This window comes from Ruegeria sp. AP7 (assembly GCF_056539905.1).
In genome coordinates this window covers 18112-33608 of record NZ_JBQFVT010000008.1, presented here as the reverse complement: position 1 = coordinate 33608, position 15497 = coordinate 18112, and the positions used below count along the sequence as shown (strand labels likewise).

General features: G+C 52.9%; 15 protein-coding genes. 12 read left to right on the top strand and 3 right to left on the bottom strand.

Annotated elements, in window-relative coordinates; all coding sequences use genetic code 11:
• Window positions 1–119: 119 nt before the first annotated feature.
• The 9 genes from ACR0KN_RS14675 (at window position 120) to ACR0KN_RS14635 (ending at window position 8849) form a co-directional block, all read left to right on the top strand.
• Window positions 120–1013, top strand: a complete 894-nt coding sequence (locus ACR0KN_RS14675; protein ID WP_480654794.1) for an AraC family transcriptional regulator — start codon at window positions 120–122, stop codon at window positions 1011–1013.
• A 158-nt stretch (window positions 1014–1171) separates the two neighbouring features.
• On the top strand, window positions 1172–1378 hold the full coding sequence (locus ACR0KN_RS14670) for a hypothetical protein (protein ID WP_480654570.1): 207 nt from the start codon (window positions 1172–1174) through the stop codon (window positions 1376–1378).
• 1182 nt (window positions 1379–2560) lie between these two features.
• The gene (locus ACR0KN_RS14665) at window positions 2561–3550 is read left to right on the top strand and encodes a glycosyltransferase family 2 protein (RefSeq protein WP_480654568.1); all 990 of its coding nucleotides are present in this window, start codon (window positions 2561–2563) and stop codon (window positions 3548–3550) included.
• Window positions 3543–5219 (top strand): hypothetical protein, encoded by a 1677-nt coding sequence (locus ACR0KN_RS14660; protein ID WP_480654566.1) that lies wholly within the window; start codon window positions 3543–3545, stop codon window positions 5217–5219. The genes ACR0KN_RS14665 and ACR0KN_RS14660 overlap by 8 nt, the downstream gene beginning before the upstream one ends.
• 8 nt (window positions 5220–5227) lie before the next feature.
• Window positions 5228–6400: a glycosyltransferase gene (locus ACR0KN_RS14655; RefSeq protein WP_480654564.1), complete on the top strand. Its 1173-nt coding sequence runs from the start codon at window positions 5228–5230 to the stop codon at window positions 6398–6400.
• Window positions 6401–6413: 13 nt separating this feature from the next.
• Window positions 6414–7247: a class I SAM-dependent methyltransferase gene (locus ACR0KN_RS14650; RefSeq protein ID WP_480654792.1), complete on the top strand. Its 834-nt coding sequence runs from the start codon at window positions 6414–6416 to the stop codon at window positions 7245–7247.
• A gap of 4 nt (window positions 7248–7251) precedes the next feature.
• The gene (locus ACR0KN_RS14645; RefSeq protein ID WP_480654562.1) at window positions 7252–8169 is read left to right on the top strand and encodes a hypothetical protein; all 918 of its coding nucleotides are present in this window, start codon (window positions 7252–7254) and stop codon (window positions 8167–8169) included.
• A 121-nt stretch (window positions 8170–8290) separates the two neighbouring features.
• Window positions 8291–8530 (top strand): site-specific integrase, encoded by a 240-nt coding sequence (locus ACR0KN_RS14640; protein ID WP_480654560.1) that lies wholly within the window; start codon window positions 8291–8293, stop codon window positions 8528–8530.
• A gap of 169 nt (window positions 8531–8699) precedes the next feature.
• Window positions 8700–8849 (top strand): hypothetical protein, encoded by a 150-nt coding sequence (locus ACR0KN_RS14635; protein WP_480654558.1) that lies wholly within the window; start codon window positions 8700–8702, stop codon window positions 8847–8849.
• Window positions 8850–9170: 321 nt separating this feature from the next.
• On the opposite strand, the gene ACR0KN_RS14630 is transcribed toward ACR0KN_RS14635, so the two are convergent.
• The gene (locus ACR0KN_RS14630; protein ID WP_480654556.1) at window positions 9171–10319 is read right to left on the bottom strand and encodes a hypothetical protein; all 1149 of its coding nucleotides are present in this window, start codon (window positions 10317–10319) and stop codon (window positions 9171–9173) included.
• A gap of 939 nt (window positions 10320–11258) precedes the next feature.
• On the opposite strand from ACR0KN_RS14630, the gene ACR0KN_RS14625 reads away from it, so the two are divergent.
• The gene (locus tag ACR0KN_RS14625) at window positions 11259–11576 is read left to right on the top strand and encodes an NIPSNAP family protein (RefSeq protein WP_480654554.1); all 318 of its coding nucleotides are present in this window, start codon (window positions 11259–11261) and stop codon (window positions 11574–11576) included.
• An 84-nt stretch (window positions 11577–11660) separates the two neighbouring features.
• Here ACR0KN_RS14625 and ACR0KN_RS14620 read toward each other — a convergent pair whose 3' ends face one another.
• Window positions 11661–12020, bottom strand: coding sequence for a hypothetical protein (locus ACR0KN_RS14620; RefSeq protein WP_480654552.1), 360 nt, complete (start codon window positions 12018–12020; stop codon window positions 11661–11663).
• Window positions 12021–12303: 283 nt separating this feature from the next.
• On the opposite strand from ACR0KN_RS14620, the gene ACR0KN_RS14615 reads away from it, so the two are divergent.
• Window positions 12304–13323: a DUF2652 domain-containing protein gene (locus ACR0KN_RS14615; protein ID WP_480654550.1), complete on the top strand. Its 1020-nt coding sequence runs from the start codon at window positions 12304–12306 to the stop codon at window positions 13321–13323.
• 207 nt (window positions 13324–13530) lie between these two features.
• Here ACR0KN_RS14615 and ACR0KN_RS14610 read toward each other — a convergent pair whose 3' ends face one another.
• Complete coding sequence (locus ACR0KN_RS14610) at window positions 13531–13893, bottom strand: YybH family protein (protein WP_480654548.1); 363 nt, start codon at window positions 13891–13893, stop codon at window positions 13531–13533.
• A 265-nt stretch (window positions 13894–14158) separates the two neighbouring features.
• On the opposite strand from ACR0KN_RS14610, the gene ACR0KN_RS14605 reads away from it, so the two are divergent.
• On the top strand, window positions 14159–15094 hold the full coding sequence (locus ACR0KN_RS14605) for an FUSC family protein (RefSeq protein WP_480654546.1): 936 nt from the start codon (window positions 14159–14161) through the stop codon (window positions 15092–15094).
• The last annotated feature ends 403 nt before the right edge of the window (window positions 15095–15497 follow it).

Below are 15497 nucleotides of genomic sequence, written 5' to 3'. Positions count from 1 at the left end.
AGCCAATGAGCGCCGTGCCCGATCGTCCAAATGATCTGCCCATTTCTCCGGTCGCATAGCCTTTTGTGTTCAACATAGTTGCTAGGAGCCTATAATTCTTGAGCAAAGGAGATGCCCTAATGGTGCCAGAAACTCTGATCAAAGATGTTTTCAGTCATGTTGAAAATGCTGGAAGCCTTGGCATGGGATGTGAAACAGGCGTTGATGGACTTTACGCAATCGCGAACGTCGCAACCACGGAATGCGCGGCATCGTTTTATGAACCGATCATGTGCCTGGTGCTTCAAGGGGCCAAGGAAGCTTACATGCGCGACCGTGTGGTTCGCTACGGAGCCGGCGACGCCTTGATCGTTAGCCACGCAGTTCCAGTGGAAGCGGCTGTGATCAAGGCAAGCCCTGACGCCCCCTATGCGGCGCTTGCGTTGCGGCTCGACCTTGCGCTCGCTCGTAGCCTCTATGATGAAATCGGCGGCGTAGATCAAGCGGACCACGACATAAGCTCTTTGAATGTAGCGGCATCCGATACTGCACTAATAGACGCAATGGACCGTTTATTCCGACTATCCAAAGACCCGGTGGAAGCACGTGCACTCGCTCCTCTGGCGCTAAAAGAGATCCATTTCAGACTTTTGCGCGCTGAGCACGGTGGCACGTTGCGGCAATTATTGCTCCAAGGCAGCCCGGCCAACCGGATCTCGAAAACGATTGCCATCATTCGCAACAACTTCAAAACAAACATCGCGGTTCCCGAGTTGGCATCGGAGTGCGGAATGAGTCTTTCTGCGTTCCATGAGCATTTCAAATCCGTGACCGCCACCACACCGTTGCAGTACCAAAAGGATCTTCGCCTTCTGGAAGCCAGGAGGTTGTTGTCGTCTAACGGCCTATCCGTCGCAGCCGCTGCATACGAGGTGGGCTACGAAAGCCCGACGCAATTTAGCCGAGAGTTTTCAAGAAAATTCGGGTTGTCTCCAATCGCTCAAAAGCTCGAAGGGAGAGTTCTGGCGGAATAGCTCTAGCTTGTGTCGAAGCATTGGTTGATCGCGCATTCGATGGCTACTTCGTCCGCACAATTGCCGTTAGTCTCGTCGCCAAACATCAAAAAGCTCACCAAACGTTCCCCCTGTTTTGCTAAGCTTGCTGAATGTGCGGACGACTCGGCAGACCTGAAATGACATGGGCAGAGCTGTATGCCCTGCAGAACTGGATCGTGAACGGCGTTCCCATCCCGACGCAGCGCGATCCGAGTGCCCAAGGCCTGTCTATGAGCTGGAACGTGAAGCCCACTCAGATGTTGGATATGGCGTTTAGACTGCCGAGGGCCGTAGGCGGCAATCAGAGGGCGCTAAGGCGCTGTGGGCTGAGCGTAATCGCCTGATGGCTCTGGCGCGTGAAATGGAGCGAGCATTGGTCTGACAAATGGCAGGCCCACAACCCCAGCAATATCAATGCCCGTTCAGTAAATTAGCTGCACAGCATCCGGGCATCTGCTCAGATAGCTGTAATCAGTGCGTTTGCCGCTCCTAAAAAACCCGCTACTGCCGCTGCACTCGCCAATAGTATAAAGACGACTTCAATCGCACTTAGTTTCATGTTTTGCCCCCAAGCAAGTCTCACATTGGACTTAGGGCAACCGTCGATGACCGAAAAGAACATCATGATTTACGTGGCGGAAGCCTGCCTTGCTCAAGGCGTCAATCCGCTCAACTATCTATGCATATTACTTATGGTTGAGGGCATGAACGGTACTTGAAGCTTGACCTGTTGCACCACTGCACCGCTTCTATCGCTTGAGCCCTCTCTCTCGCCCACACGCCCCCATTTCGAGTCTGAGCTTCACAATCCCTGCATCACTGGTTCTGTGGTGTTCAGCCGCTCGTATTGCTCTATTGCTGACAAGTACTCCGCAAGCTGCTTGCCTTCCTCGGTATCTGGTTCCGATCCCCATAGATACTCGATCTCTCGCAAGGCGCGCGGTATTCAGTCGGGGTGCGTACAGTCGTCATGGCAACACCTTAAAGCTTAAATCAATGTCAATTGTGATACCTGGAGGCGAACGAATCTGATAGCAGGTAGCCAGAGCAATTTTGCGACATCCTTAACTAATTGCTGACAATACCTCAGCAATCCTCAACAACCCGAGCCATTTGATTAAAGATTATAGAAGGAAGCAGATGACTGGCACGCACCGAAAGTAATCGGGAAGCACACCAACGCGATTGTAGAACCGAGTTTTTCAACGCAATCCACAGGAAGCGGACTTTGGATCAAAGGTGCAGCTAATGCTCTAGCGGAAAGCTCTCACGTATCCAGTATGATCCTTGCGGCAGTTCTGTTTTGTCGCCGTGGCGACCATAGAAAGCCAGTTTGCAGCGTGAAATTCAAACTACCCTTTCGCTGCGCAGTATCATAACCGTCGTACTACAGGGTCTTGACACAATTTGCTTCAATGAGGTTCGACAATCGTTTCTGACTACGCAACAATTACCCTTTTTGGACATAATTTCGTCCTAATGCTAACGATAACTCTGACCTTAAAACTATTAATGTAGCTTTGAGCATGAAACTTATCGTTCAAATACCAGCGCTTAACGAGGAGGAAACACTTGCAGACGCGATTGCGGCTATTCCCCGGTCCATTCCTGGCATCAGCGATGTTGAAGTGCTGGTTGTCGACGACGGCTCTACCGACCGAACAGTCGACGTCGCCTGGGGTGCCAAGGCCGATCACGTCCTGAAGATGAGCAGCCATGTCGGCCTCGCCCGCGCATTCAGCGCCGGGATCGAATATGCGCTTTCATTGGGTGCCGATGTGATAGTCAATACCGACGCCGACAACCAGTATTGCGCGGATGATATCCCGGCCCTGATCGATCCGATTCTAAAACGTCAGGCTCAGATTGTAGTCGGTGCCCGCCCGATCACCGAGATCGAAAGCTTCTCCCCGTTGAAGAAGGCTTTGCAACGGCTAGGCAGTTGGGTCGTACGCTTGGCCAGCAAGTCGGAAATCCCCGATGCGCCCAGCGGGTTTCGCGCCTATTCCCGCGATGCCGCCGCCAGGCTTTGTGTGGTAAACACCTATACTTATACACTGGAAACGATCATTCAGGCAGGCCGCAAGCATATCCCGATGACCTCAGTGCCGGTCCGGGTCAACAAGGTGACACGCCCGTCCCGTCTATTCAGGGGTATCCCCGAATATGTCACCCGCTCAGCTCGAACCATCCTGAGAGTCTTTGTGATCTACGCGCCGCTGCGGTTTTTCTTGACGCTTTCGGCAATCTTTGCCCTGCCGGGCATATTTGGTGTGGGTCGGTTTCTTTTTTATTACGCAACCGACGGGGGCGCCGGCCACGTGCAGTCGCTGGTTCTGTCCGGCGTGTTGCTAGCGATGGCCACAATCCTGTTTGCAGTTGGTATCCTAGCCGATCTCATCGCCGCCAACCGCAGTCTGCTGGAAGACATACGTGCCCGCGAATTACTGCGTACACCTCGTAAACCAACCCAGGTAATCACCATCGACCCGGCTAGGGCGGTCGAGAATGGATAACACGGTAATTGACGGTCAGAAGATCAACAATCTAGCGGGAGTTATCACCCTAGAAGGCGTCGTGCGTGCCAGCATTGCCGTTGTCTTCGCGCTGATTTTGGTGCTGGCCTATACTCACAATGTGAACTGGGACGAATTCTATTTTCTGTCTCATGTCCATGCCTTTCTCGATGGTCGACTGGACCGGCCGATGCAGACCTTCTTCGTCCATGGCTTCACATGGCTCGATGCGCTACCGGGCCATGAGATGGAACAGATCTTTGCAGCCCGGCTTGTGATGGTTGCCTGTCTCGGTCTGACCACATTTTCGGTTCACCGCATCGCCCGACATTTCACTGATCGGCGTTTTGCCGATATTGCTGCTCTGGGTTTCCTGACCTCGGGCTTCGTGCTGGCCCACGGTGCCAGTTTCCGGGCCGATCCGATCGCTGCGGCGCTGCTGACCTCTTCGATTGCGATTCTGCTGACCACGCGCCTGTCAGTCTGGCAAGTGATGGCTGCGGCGCTAATGAGTGCCTTGGCGGCTCTGGTCACGATCAAATCGGCGCTCTACCTGCCTGCGTTTCTGGCGGTATTGGTGTGGAGGATTGAAAATCGCGCGGTGGTAATGCGGATCATCATTGCGGGTTTTTTGGCAGGCGGCATATGTGCTTTGCTCTACCTCTGGCACGCGTCTGGTATAAGTGTCGCCGAGGGCAATGAAGCCGCGAATAATGCGAAGGATGCGCTGAACACCACACTGTTGAATAGCGGGATATTTCCGCGAGCGACGGAGATTCTCAGCTGGGTGATGTTCAGCTTCCCACAGATCATTCTCGTGGGGATCGGGTTGAGCGCCGGATGGAACGCTCGGCGGGCTCTCTTGCTGATGCTCTTCGCTGCACCGCTCCTTTCGGTGGTGATCTATCGCAATGCCTTTGTCTATTTTTTCCCCTTCGCCGTGCCACTCCTGATGGTAGCGGTAGCGATCGGAGCACAGCGGTTGGGGTCATCGCGTCGTCTGGCACAGCTAGTTATGGTGATGCTGGCGGGGTTCTGTGTTCAGGTAGTCTGGACCCTGCCTGATCGCGCGGACACCCAGCACGCCACCATTGCGGAGATACATCGCCTTTTCCCTGAACCGGTGGCCTATATCGACGATAGCCACATGATCGCGACTTTCCCAAATCCTGGGTTCTTCATGTCAGGTTGGGGAGTCGCGCACTATCGGACAGCAGGCCATCCTGTCTTTGACGGGATCATCGCGGAGCATCAACCGCCCTTGCTAATCGCCAACAAAACCGCGCTGGCGCAGACGATGGATCCAATGTTGTCGGACGGCATCGCGCCGGTCCTGCTGCCTGAGGACCACGCAATACTGCGCGAGTCATACGTACATTATTCGGGATCGATCTGGCTTGCCGGGGGGGCGGTTACACTCACCAGCGGACCCGACTGGCTCGCGCTTCCGTTCTCCGGAAATTATCGGGTAGAAGCCAGTAAACCAATACAGATCAATTCAAGTGTCGTTGAGTCTGGCGACGTGCTCAACGTGGGAACGGAACCAGTGGAAATCTCCGGACCGGAAGGCGTTACCGTCAGGCTGATCTGGGATACCGGCGTGGCTCCGGTGGCTCCGGGAAGCCTGGACAATGATATCTATGTCGGCTTCCGGATGTTGTCCCTATGAACACCGATATGTCCCCCACCCCCCCGGCGGCACGCGCCGCTCCGGCGGTGCCCGAACTTTGTGACAGGCGGGTAGTTTTTTGGGGCACCTACGACCTCAGCAAACCGCGCACTCGAATTCTGCGCGCAGGGCTGCAAGATCTTGGCGTAGAGGTGATCGAGATCCACGCCGAAATTTGGCCGCAGCACGCTGATAAAAGCCAGCTGAACCTGGCGGTGATGATCAGAGTGTTACTCCGCGCATTGCTAGCCTATCCACTTTTGATCCTGCGCTATCTGCGTGCGCCCCAACACGATGCTGTGCTCGTACCTTATCTTGGGGCTCTAGATACATTGGCGCTGTGGCCATTTGCTCGGTTGCGGCGGCAACAGATAACCTGGGACATGTTCCTTTCGCTCTACGACACCGTCATCAATGATCGTCGCATCGTCACGGCTAAAACACCGGCAGCGTGGATGCTCTGGGCCACCGAATGGCTGGCCTGCCGAGCCGCGCACCGTGTCTTGCTCGACACAAAGGCGCATGCCGGGCACATTGCGAGGATTTTCAATTTGCCCGAACACAGGTTGGGTGCGGTGCCGGTCGGAGGTGAGCCGGGGTCTTTCCGGCGCCTACCGGCACCTGCGCTCCATGACGGCGCCACGCGGGTGCTGTTCTATGGCCAGCTTATCCCGCTACACGGGCTTGAGACGATACTGACCGCCGCGACTTCGGAGCGAGGCCGCGAGATCGACTGGCATCTGATCGGCACCGGGCAGGAACGCAAATTGCTCGACACTGCATTGGAGGGGACCGCACATGATCACATCTCCTGGCAGGATTGGGTTCCGTATGAAGAACTGACCGAGGCGATCTCGCGCACCGATATTTGCCTGGGCATTTTTGGCGCCTCCGGCAAGGCCGCGTCGGTGGTGCCGAACAAGGTTTACCAGGCGCTGATGTCGGGCCGTTCGGTCATCACCCGGCACTCACCTGCCATGACGGAAACCTTCGGCAGTGACACACCGGGTTTGAAACTGATCCAGCATTCCGATCCCGGGGCGCTGCTGAACGCCATCGCCGACTTGCGGGCCGAGGGTTATCCGGCGCTGCCGGCGGACAGGTTGGACATGGCGCAACCGCCCGAGATCGCCCAGGTCCTTTGCCGATACTTGTTTCGCTACACCCTTCAAGCCGGATAGAATTGTGAACGATATGACAGATACGACGCTTACTCCTGCCGGGCATTGCGGTTCTGCCACCCGGCACAAGCATTTCGGCCCGGCGTTGCCGCATGCCAACTGGGTGCCCGCACCGCGCTATCTGTTGAGGCGCGACCGGGTTATGCGGCACGTCCGAAATCTGGCGCCTTGCAGGGTTCTGGACATCGGATGTGGACCGGCTGCGCTGCTGTCCGAGTTGGCGGCACGGGGTTTCGAAGCCTATGGCGTGGATCGTTCACGGCAGGCCCTGAAACTGGCAGGGGCGCTCAATACTCCAGCCGGCCCGATGACGCTCGTGCCCGAGCTCGATCCGGATTGGAAAAGCTCGTTCGATCTGATCATGTCATTTGAAGTGATTGAGCATCTTGAGCAAGACATTGAGGCCATGAGAGAATGGCAAACCTATCTGAAGCCAGGTGGGCGACTGATTTTGTCTACACCTGCGCACCCGTCCCGCTGGAACGCGGCGGATGTTTGGGCCGGTCATGTTCGGCGTTACACCAAAGAGCTTCTGATACGTTCAATTCAGGACGCTGGCTACACCGTCGAAACCGTCGAATGCTACGGCTTTCCGTTGGCCAATATCATGGAGCACTGGCGTGCTCGGGCCTATGGAAAGATGCTGAAAACCAATGCTAAGATAGGTAAAAAACTGAACGATCTTACAGACGAAAGCGGCAGCGACCGTTCTGTTGAAAGTCGCTTCTGGCCTTTGTTTTCCTCGATACCCGCGGTGGCAGCAATGCGGGTGTTTTGCCAGTTACAGCGTCCGTTTGTAAAAACCGAACTCGGAAACGGATTTCTTGTAGTTGCGCGCAAGATCTAAAGAGATGGCCACAGTCCTGCGCTATATCGGAACTGTCGCCGCCCTGGTTTTCATCGGAGTTATTCTGGTGCGCCATGCGGGGGAGATTACGGTGCTCGACCTTGGATCAGGTAGCGCCCGGTTTGCTTATGCAGGTGGGTTCATCCTCTACGTTCTGTCGCAGTTCGTCGGCGCGGTGGCCTGGCGGGTGACGCTGAGCATTCATGATGTGTACCTGCCGCGCGCCCGCGCCGAAAGCCAGCTTCTGGTATCGCAGATCGGGAAATACATCCCCGGAAACGTGGCCCATCTTCTGGGGCGCTTCGCGCTTGCGCGGGCCGACGGGGTGCCATCCGCTATTATCGCGTCTTCGCTCCTGCTCGAGGTTGGTTTCCTGTTCACCAGCGGTGTCATGATCGTCGGGATTCTGCTGCTGACCATGCCTGAGTTGGTCGCTGCGATAACGGCAGACCTTCCCGAAACCTGGCTCGATGGACAGATGGTGTTAATTTTCTTTGGGCTTCTGGCCTGTATCGCGATTGGTCATATCGTGACCTGGCACAAGGCAGGGAAACCACAACTCTCTTTTTTGAAATGTATAATCGTGCTGTCGCTGCATAGCTTCAACTTCTTGATGCTGGGCGTATCACTCTGGTGTGTTGCGCTAGCGATCTACCCCGAGGGCGGTGCCAGTATGTGGCAATGCATGGCGATCTTTACCACCGCCTGGGTTGCAGGGTTTTTGATGCCAGGGGCACCCGGTGGCATCGGCATTCGGGACGGGATCATCGCGCTCGGCCTTGGGCTCTTCATCGACCAGGGAGCCGGTCTGGGTGCAGCAATCGCGCATCGTGCAATCTCAGTTCTGGGCGATGTAACCGTGTTTGGACTTGGCCTAACATTGCGCCGAAACCGAAGCGATGGTGAACAAAAATGGGCATAATCGAATGCTGGCCTTATTGTCGTCGTTGATGAACAAGTGCGAACCTTGGGAATGGCGGGAGCAAGGAACTAATCTGTGCCGATTTGTTAAGAAGTTTGGAGAACAGTCACGGGAACGTTACTTGTCCGGTCCTGAACTCGAACGGCTCGGGAAGGCGCTGCGCGATCTGGTAGACGACGGCACAATTTGGCCGGATGTAGCCAACCTAATCAGGGTCCTATTGCTGACAGGTGCGCGAAGGAACGAAATCGCCACCTGCGAATGGGATTGGATCGATTGGGGGCGTCGGGTCATCTTTCTGCCCGATAGTAAAACTGGGGCGAAACCACTTTTTTGGGAGACCGAGCTATTAAAATTCTAGACTCACAGAAAGTAACTACGCGCGCTCCGGATTCGGCTCACATGTTCCCCGGCAAAAACAGGACGCGCCATTGGTTAACTTGTCGAAGCCTTGGAAAATGATCTGAAAAGCCGCGGATCTGAAAGACATCAGAATACATGATCTTCGCCACGCCGCCGCCAGCATCGTTGTGGGGCAAGGCGTTGCCCTTCCTATTATTGGGCGCTTGCTAGGGCATACACAAACTCAAACAACCGCACGTTACGCGCATGTTGACAGCGATCCGGCACTGGCTGCGGCCAATGCAATTGGTAACGTCGTCGGCGAGTCTATAGCATAGGCATGAAGCTCACTGAAAATAGACATTGAGATGACCAGTCTCAGCGCTTGGCAAACATTTCTTACCTGCGACTTCGGTCGGAAGCTAATGTTTGCCGTAACTAAATAGTCTTGATCGGCCACACAGCTGACATTCGAAATCTCCGGTTCATCTTCCGCTCAAAGCCCAGAGCGGACCAAATAGTTTCGCGTAAGTTTTGTTTTAGGTGGCCCCAAATTGGTGAAAGTGCCATCTAACTAGTGGACCAGTTTCAATCCGACGGGAGGCTGGTACTGTCGAAATAGCGTCTAAATCCTTGCCTTCGGGCCTCTAACTTTACGTTCAGCCGTTACTTGCAAATTCGTCTTCCGGCTCTCCATCCGGGTTTTGATCTACTTCCTCCAGTTCGCCATCAACATCATCGTCCTCTTGGCCGTCGGCATAAACGCTTCCCTCATCCGAAGTGCCAAGTGTGGCTTTAACCGATTCTTCATCGGGATTGGAGGCACGGACGGCGTCAAGGACGCGGTCTTGCTGTTCCTCCGCGACGATTCTGTCCTCAGAAAAGTCGCCTTTGTAATGCCCCAACAAACTGGCCTCCGCGTCATGCACCGCCTCCGCAGCCGCCAACTGATCGTCCGTCGGTTGCCCTATCTTATTTCCGTCCTCATCTGTTGTTACGTCGTACGCATCTTTCACCGCTTGTGCGATTTCTAAATCTTCAGGTGCAATCGCATCGGGAGTGGCCGCGTCATCGGCAAGAACCTGTTCAGCTTCCTCAAGCGTCATTGAAGCCGTGTCCAAATAATCATACGCCGCAGCAACTTCCTTCACTTCTTCAGAGCTCAAGTCGTTATCTTCACCCATGACATGACTGAAATTTGCGTCGGCTACTGCAAGGCCAGCGGATAGGCTTACCGACCCCGTAGCTTTCGCATACTGTCCGTTCGCGATATGCGCGAGTTTTGCATTTATACTGGAGTTAATGGCACCATTCAGTTTGCCGAGGTTGCGCGGGGCAAGTGTACCATCATCAAAGAGTTTTGCTTTTCTGATTGGTGGTCTCGGGGATTGTTTAACACTCGCTTTATTTGTTCGTGTTGTGGTGGTCCGAGCCTTGTTCCCGTTGAACAGACCTTTGACGCCGTTTTGCTTCAGGTTGCGGCCTAAAGTCTGGAAGTCTTCCTTCACAGCCCTACCTAAACGACTGCCGTTCTTTGACTTATGACTTTTGCTCGCAGACTTCGTGTTTGTCCCGTTGAGAGTTTTGTCTGAACCCCATCCCTTTTTGGCATCTTTTTCACCGCTGTTGCCACCCTTTCCGCCACCCTTGCCACCTCCGTTATCCCCTTTTCCGCCGCCGTTACCTCCACCTTTGCCGTTAAAATTTTTTGCATATGCGTAATCGGTGGCGAAAACGGTCACGATTGGCGCGACTACAAATGCAGACAGTACGAGTGCGGAGACGCTCACTTTAAGGAAGTTCAACACGGCAGAAACCCTTTTCGTTTAGAGAAATACGGGTCAGCGGCGGCGAACGAATGCCATCCCTAAGAATGTTGCTCAAACAGGGCCGTAATGTGGCAGCTCTCCGACTTTCAGGAGTCGTTATTTTTAATTTAATATTAAAATCTTAGCCTTTGTCTCCAAAAGAATCACTTGGGAATAAAAGACTGTTAACAATAGCAGTAGTTCTAAAGTTTTGTCTCCAGCAGCGATCAAAAAAACCACAAAAGCGGAAATAATTGGAGCATTAACACTCGGTTCATGTGGGATCTGAAAAAAGAATAAATAGTTATTACGAGTTGACTATGGTTAAGCAAAGAAAAAGGGAGCTATTCCCATCTTTAAACGACGCCGAGGTCGAAACATTTGGCCCGGACAAGAATAGCTCCCTAAAACCTATGATAAGAAAGGCTATATTTGCTGCCCCGATATTGTTGTATTTTCTTCTACTGGCCTTTTTTCTAAGTAGAGCGTCCGCCGCTAGCTATGTATCGATCCTGTAGTAGAAGAAGGCTTTTGCCCTAAGATAGACAATGAGGGGTCCGCGCATTTAGACGAGACAGCGAAAGATAGTTCTGTTCGTCCACTCCGCCTTCTGAGCAATCCTTCAATTGGTTCCGGAGCTCTGCGCCGCAGCAAACGGCAGCCTTGTTCGCACAGCTGACGCTCCTCATTGTGAACGCCGAGTGTCCCGTTTGAGCCCAAAACAAACGGTACTGTGCAAGCACAGAAAGCGCTTGACGGATCCACGGCAGAGAGAATTTTTCGCTTCTTGCTTAGATTTGATAAGTGTAAGGCGCGTCAATAATGTCGGTACTTAAATGACTGGAGCTTGTCTGGTGATGTCCATGCTATAAAGGGACAATTGGACACCATGAGGTGTCAAAAAGCCTCTACGACACGAGGCAAATAAAGGAATTAACTATGCCGCTATATGAACGTCGTACGTATCAGGTGCACATGGGGCAAATGCCAGGACTAGTTTCGCTTTACCGAGAGAAGGCTTGGCCCGTAGTCGAAGCGGCCGGTCTCGCGAAAAACTGCGTGGGATATTTCATCACCGACACTGGAGCGCTGCACCAATTGGTGCATATCTGGAGGTTTGAGGACGACGCAGAACGCCGCTACTTCTGGGAAAAACTCCTCGGTATCGAAGCTTTCCCATTGGCTGAGATACGGGCGTTTCTGGTCAGTCAGGAAAACCAGCTTATGCGCGGCGCGTCTTGGGGCCCGACAGCGTAACGTTTTCGGCGATTTTAAACTATGGCCGCAAAGCAAATGTTGGGCTTAAATGCAGAGAGTATCCGCAGTTTTTGAAAAATCATTCTATTTAGCAAGTTCTCCAACTATGCCAACGGCGTCTACGACCGTCGAAAGATCATCAGTAACTTCCAAAATTTCATCGTTGACGCGTATGTAACGATTGCCTTTTCCCGGAGGTTTTAATTTCCAGTTAGCAAGGTCTCCAATGTCCGTGTAGTCCAAGTCGCTGGGAAGCTTGGCGCCCCTTGTATATCTCTTTATTTGTCCCGGTGGCACAGCTTTCTGGCCTTTGCTTGGTTTGCCGTCCAGCTGAACTTTCTTGTCTTTTGAATTTCCGCCTTTCTCTTTGGCGGACGCCAAATCTACGCCTCCAAATGTCAAGCTAAGAGCAAGCAACCATACGAATACGGAATAGATCTTCACGCGATGTCCCTTCAATTTCACAGAGTTCTTACTAACAATGCACAAGTCACAATTGCTATGAAAGCATCAAATTATGAAGCAATGATCGATGGTGTTCCAAACCATTGCGCTTGTCGATCTGGCTTTGAAAGCGCCTGGACAGTCTGGCCATGATGGATGTGTGCGTGTATTTTTTTGAGCGAGCGCAAATACCCGTGCCGAGTACTCTTTCGGGGGAGAGTAAATGACAACAACACACACAGGTTATCTGCTTATTGCAGATATCACCGGCTAGACGCAGTTTATGACATCTTCAGAAATGGATCACGCCAATCCAATCATGCAATCTCTTCTGGGAGTTTTGCTTGAGCAAGTTGGAGACCCGCTGCACTTTTGGAAAACCGAGGGCGACGCCGTTTTAGCGTATTCGATACGACAGGATTTTCCATCGGGTGAGACGTTTCTGACCATATGTGAAAATCTCTACAACGCGTTTGCGCAACGACAACAGAACATAATCGCGAATACAACATGCAACTGCAATGCCTGCGCAAATGTGAGCACACTGAATCTCAAAATCATAGACCACCACGGCCAATTCGACGAAATTCAAATGGGTCCTGCCAAAGACATATCCGGTGCCGATGTCATTCTGGTTCACAGATTGACCAAGACAGATGTTGCAGAACATACGGGCATTCGCAGCTATGCCCTGTTTAGCGAAGCAGCCGCAGACGCAATGGATATCAGTGAAGTAATGGAACCCTTTTCGCAGGATATCGAGCACTTTGGCGAAGTCCGCATGAAGGTCTATGATCTGGCTAAATCGTGGGAGCGCCTGCGCGCTAAACGCCAACGCCATTTCCTCGCCGAAGAAGATGGGGTTTGGACATTCCGGCACCATTTCAACGCGCCTATCGGCGTGGTTTGGGAGTTTCTTGTAGATCCTGAGCACAAACAGAAATGGATGGACCGCATCAAGACGGTCACGGTGGAGAATACACAGGGACGTCTCGCCCCCGGATCTGACTATCATTGCGCCCATGAGCTGGCAGACTTTTACTATCGCGTCACTGATTGGGAGCCGTTCGAATACTTTTCGACGCGAATCCAAGATCCCGCCCGTCCGCACATCAGCCTGCCGGAAACCTATCATCTGACGGAAAACAATGGTGGCACTGATTTGCGCTACACATTCGGCGAAGCAACTGATGCAGCTGGAAACCGTTCAGAAATCTCTGAACAAGAGGCGGCGGCATTTCTGGCGGAATTTTGGGCTGCGTCCTTTATGGAAATGAGCAAGCAACTCGGCCTATCTAATTAACGCCATTCGGCTCAAAGACCAAACCAATGTCGAATTATTGGTAGTCTCCAAATCTGTCTTATCCGAAAGGTGGACGACGGCGCGAAAAACCCCGCGGCCGTACTCCACGAATAAAGGTCACGCTACCGCGCTACGTAAGTCACTTTCAATGAGCGTTACCTGCGAATGCAAAGCAGCGGATTTGACCCTTAGGCTGTTCCGCACTCCCTATGCGTCGAAATTCCAGATGTCGCGCTGAACTTTCCAGCCGTCGTCTCCTCTTCGAAAGTAGAGAATATACTTCCCAGCAAGTTCTTGCCCACCCATTGAGCCTGTCAGCGTTCCCATCGTGACCGCAAAGTCTCCGCTGACATGTGCTGCGGTCGGATTGGCCAAAACGTTCTCCAAGCCCCCATCAATTGCCGCCTGCCAATACTCTTGGATGGCAGCGTGGCCAGACATTGTAGGAGCACCCGGTGGCATGACGGCTCCATCTTCAGCGTAAGCCGCTGTTGCCATACCCGCGTTCTTGGCATTGATCCCTTGAATGATGGACGCGTCGAGCGCCTTTACAATTTCAACATCCGACATCTTTTCCTCCCAAGTTTACCCGCTGGTGCCAAGAGACTATCACAAGGGCCTGTCTCGATGCTCATCTTCGTACGCCACGTGAGAAATAGTTAAAATTGGAGAAGCCAATTATCGCGGCTTTGGCCATATTGTCGCTGTAGTTCAGGCGCACAATGAACGGCTGCTTAGTCCGCACAGCGGTCATTGATAAACTACGTTGCGAAAGACTGCTGTGAGCCCAAAGCGGTCACTTGCAAACGCTCCCGATGTCACGCTTATGTAAGTAATGAATTCGCTACAAAAGCCGTTTGTTCCGTGGCCGCAGATAACGCAGTTAGTGGCACTTGGAACGCCAGTCTTTTTGCTTTCTGTTTTGCTCGAGCTGCCGCACGCAGTTGGAATGATTGCTTTCGCCGCTGGGCTGCTGGCTACCGTTTTCAGCAACCGAAAATGGGGTTTGATTTCTGTCGCGTTAACGGCGGTGGCATATCCGGTTGCGGCTTTGACAGGAACTACGGGTGTTTTTTTCGTAGGCGCTCTTCTGGCGATCGGAAGTATGCTGGCGTTGCGTCAAGCTGGGGCCAGAGCTGTTGGGTATGCTGCGTTCGGCTGGTCCTATCTAGTTTTCTCTGAAGCAACGCATCCGGATGCCTCAACTATGACGTATTATGTTTTCGGAGCGCTCTGGGGTGTAACCTCTGCTAGGCTGGTGGGAATAGAGGCACTAATGGCACCCAAAGGCCCGGACCTGGAGCTCCCACCTTTCGCTGTAAGATGTGCGATAGTCATCGGCTTCTTGGCTTCGCTGGTACTAGCGATGTTTCTGCCGATAGAACGTTCCTATTGGGTTCCGTTCGTTTATTTGAGCGTACTCATAGCAAACGGCACGAACGGGTTGAGCATGTCTTTATCGAGGATGATCGGCGTTGTTTTGGGTGTTGCAGGTGTCCTTTTACTCTCTTGGCTCGAACCTCCACGCTGGTTCGAATTCGGTCTCGCGACGGTTGGTTTTGTATTGGCGATCAGGATCATTTTGGCATTCCCAATACTTAGCCGTGCCTGCATGACCGCAGCAATTATCCTTATGCTGATTTCTGTTGAACCCGATGCCGCCTCTTCAAGACTATTGGCTGAAGTAGTCAGTGTTTTGGTTTTGATGCTGCTCGCAGGTTCCATCAGTTTTTTTGCACCCAAGGAGGAAGCGACGGGCGATCAGAACTAGGCCAGATTAATTCTCCAATGAGGAATTGGTCTAATGAACCCTCGTCGACATAAAGCAGTCAAAGGACCGCTCAGGGTCCATATTCTACTTTTTCGTAACAACTAGACTTGTGCGTCAGGGGTCAGTTCGCCGACGCTGAACAAGACCGGAAATGACACCAACTATGAGGCCAATCGCTAGTGCACTCGGCATTTTCAGGCTCCAATCTGCCGACAAGAGATTTCCCTCTGGGAGCCAGTAGGCAAAGAACACGCAAAGCGCGACAGCATAAACCAATGCCGAAAACCCGTATGACGCGTTGCGTCTTCCAAAGTTTTTTACGATCGAGTGCGATCCAAAAACTGCGGGCAGGCCAACAAGAATTGCCGCAAAAACTAAATTCAACATCTCTACCCCCTGAGCG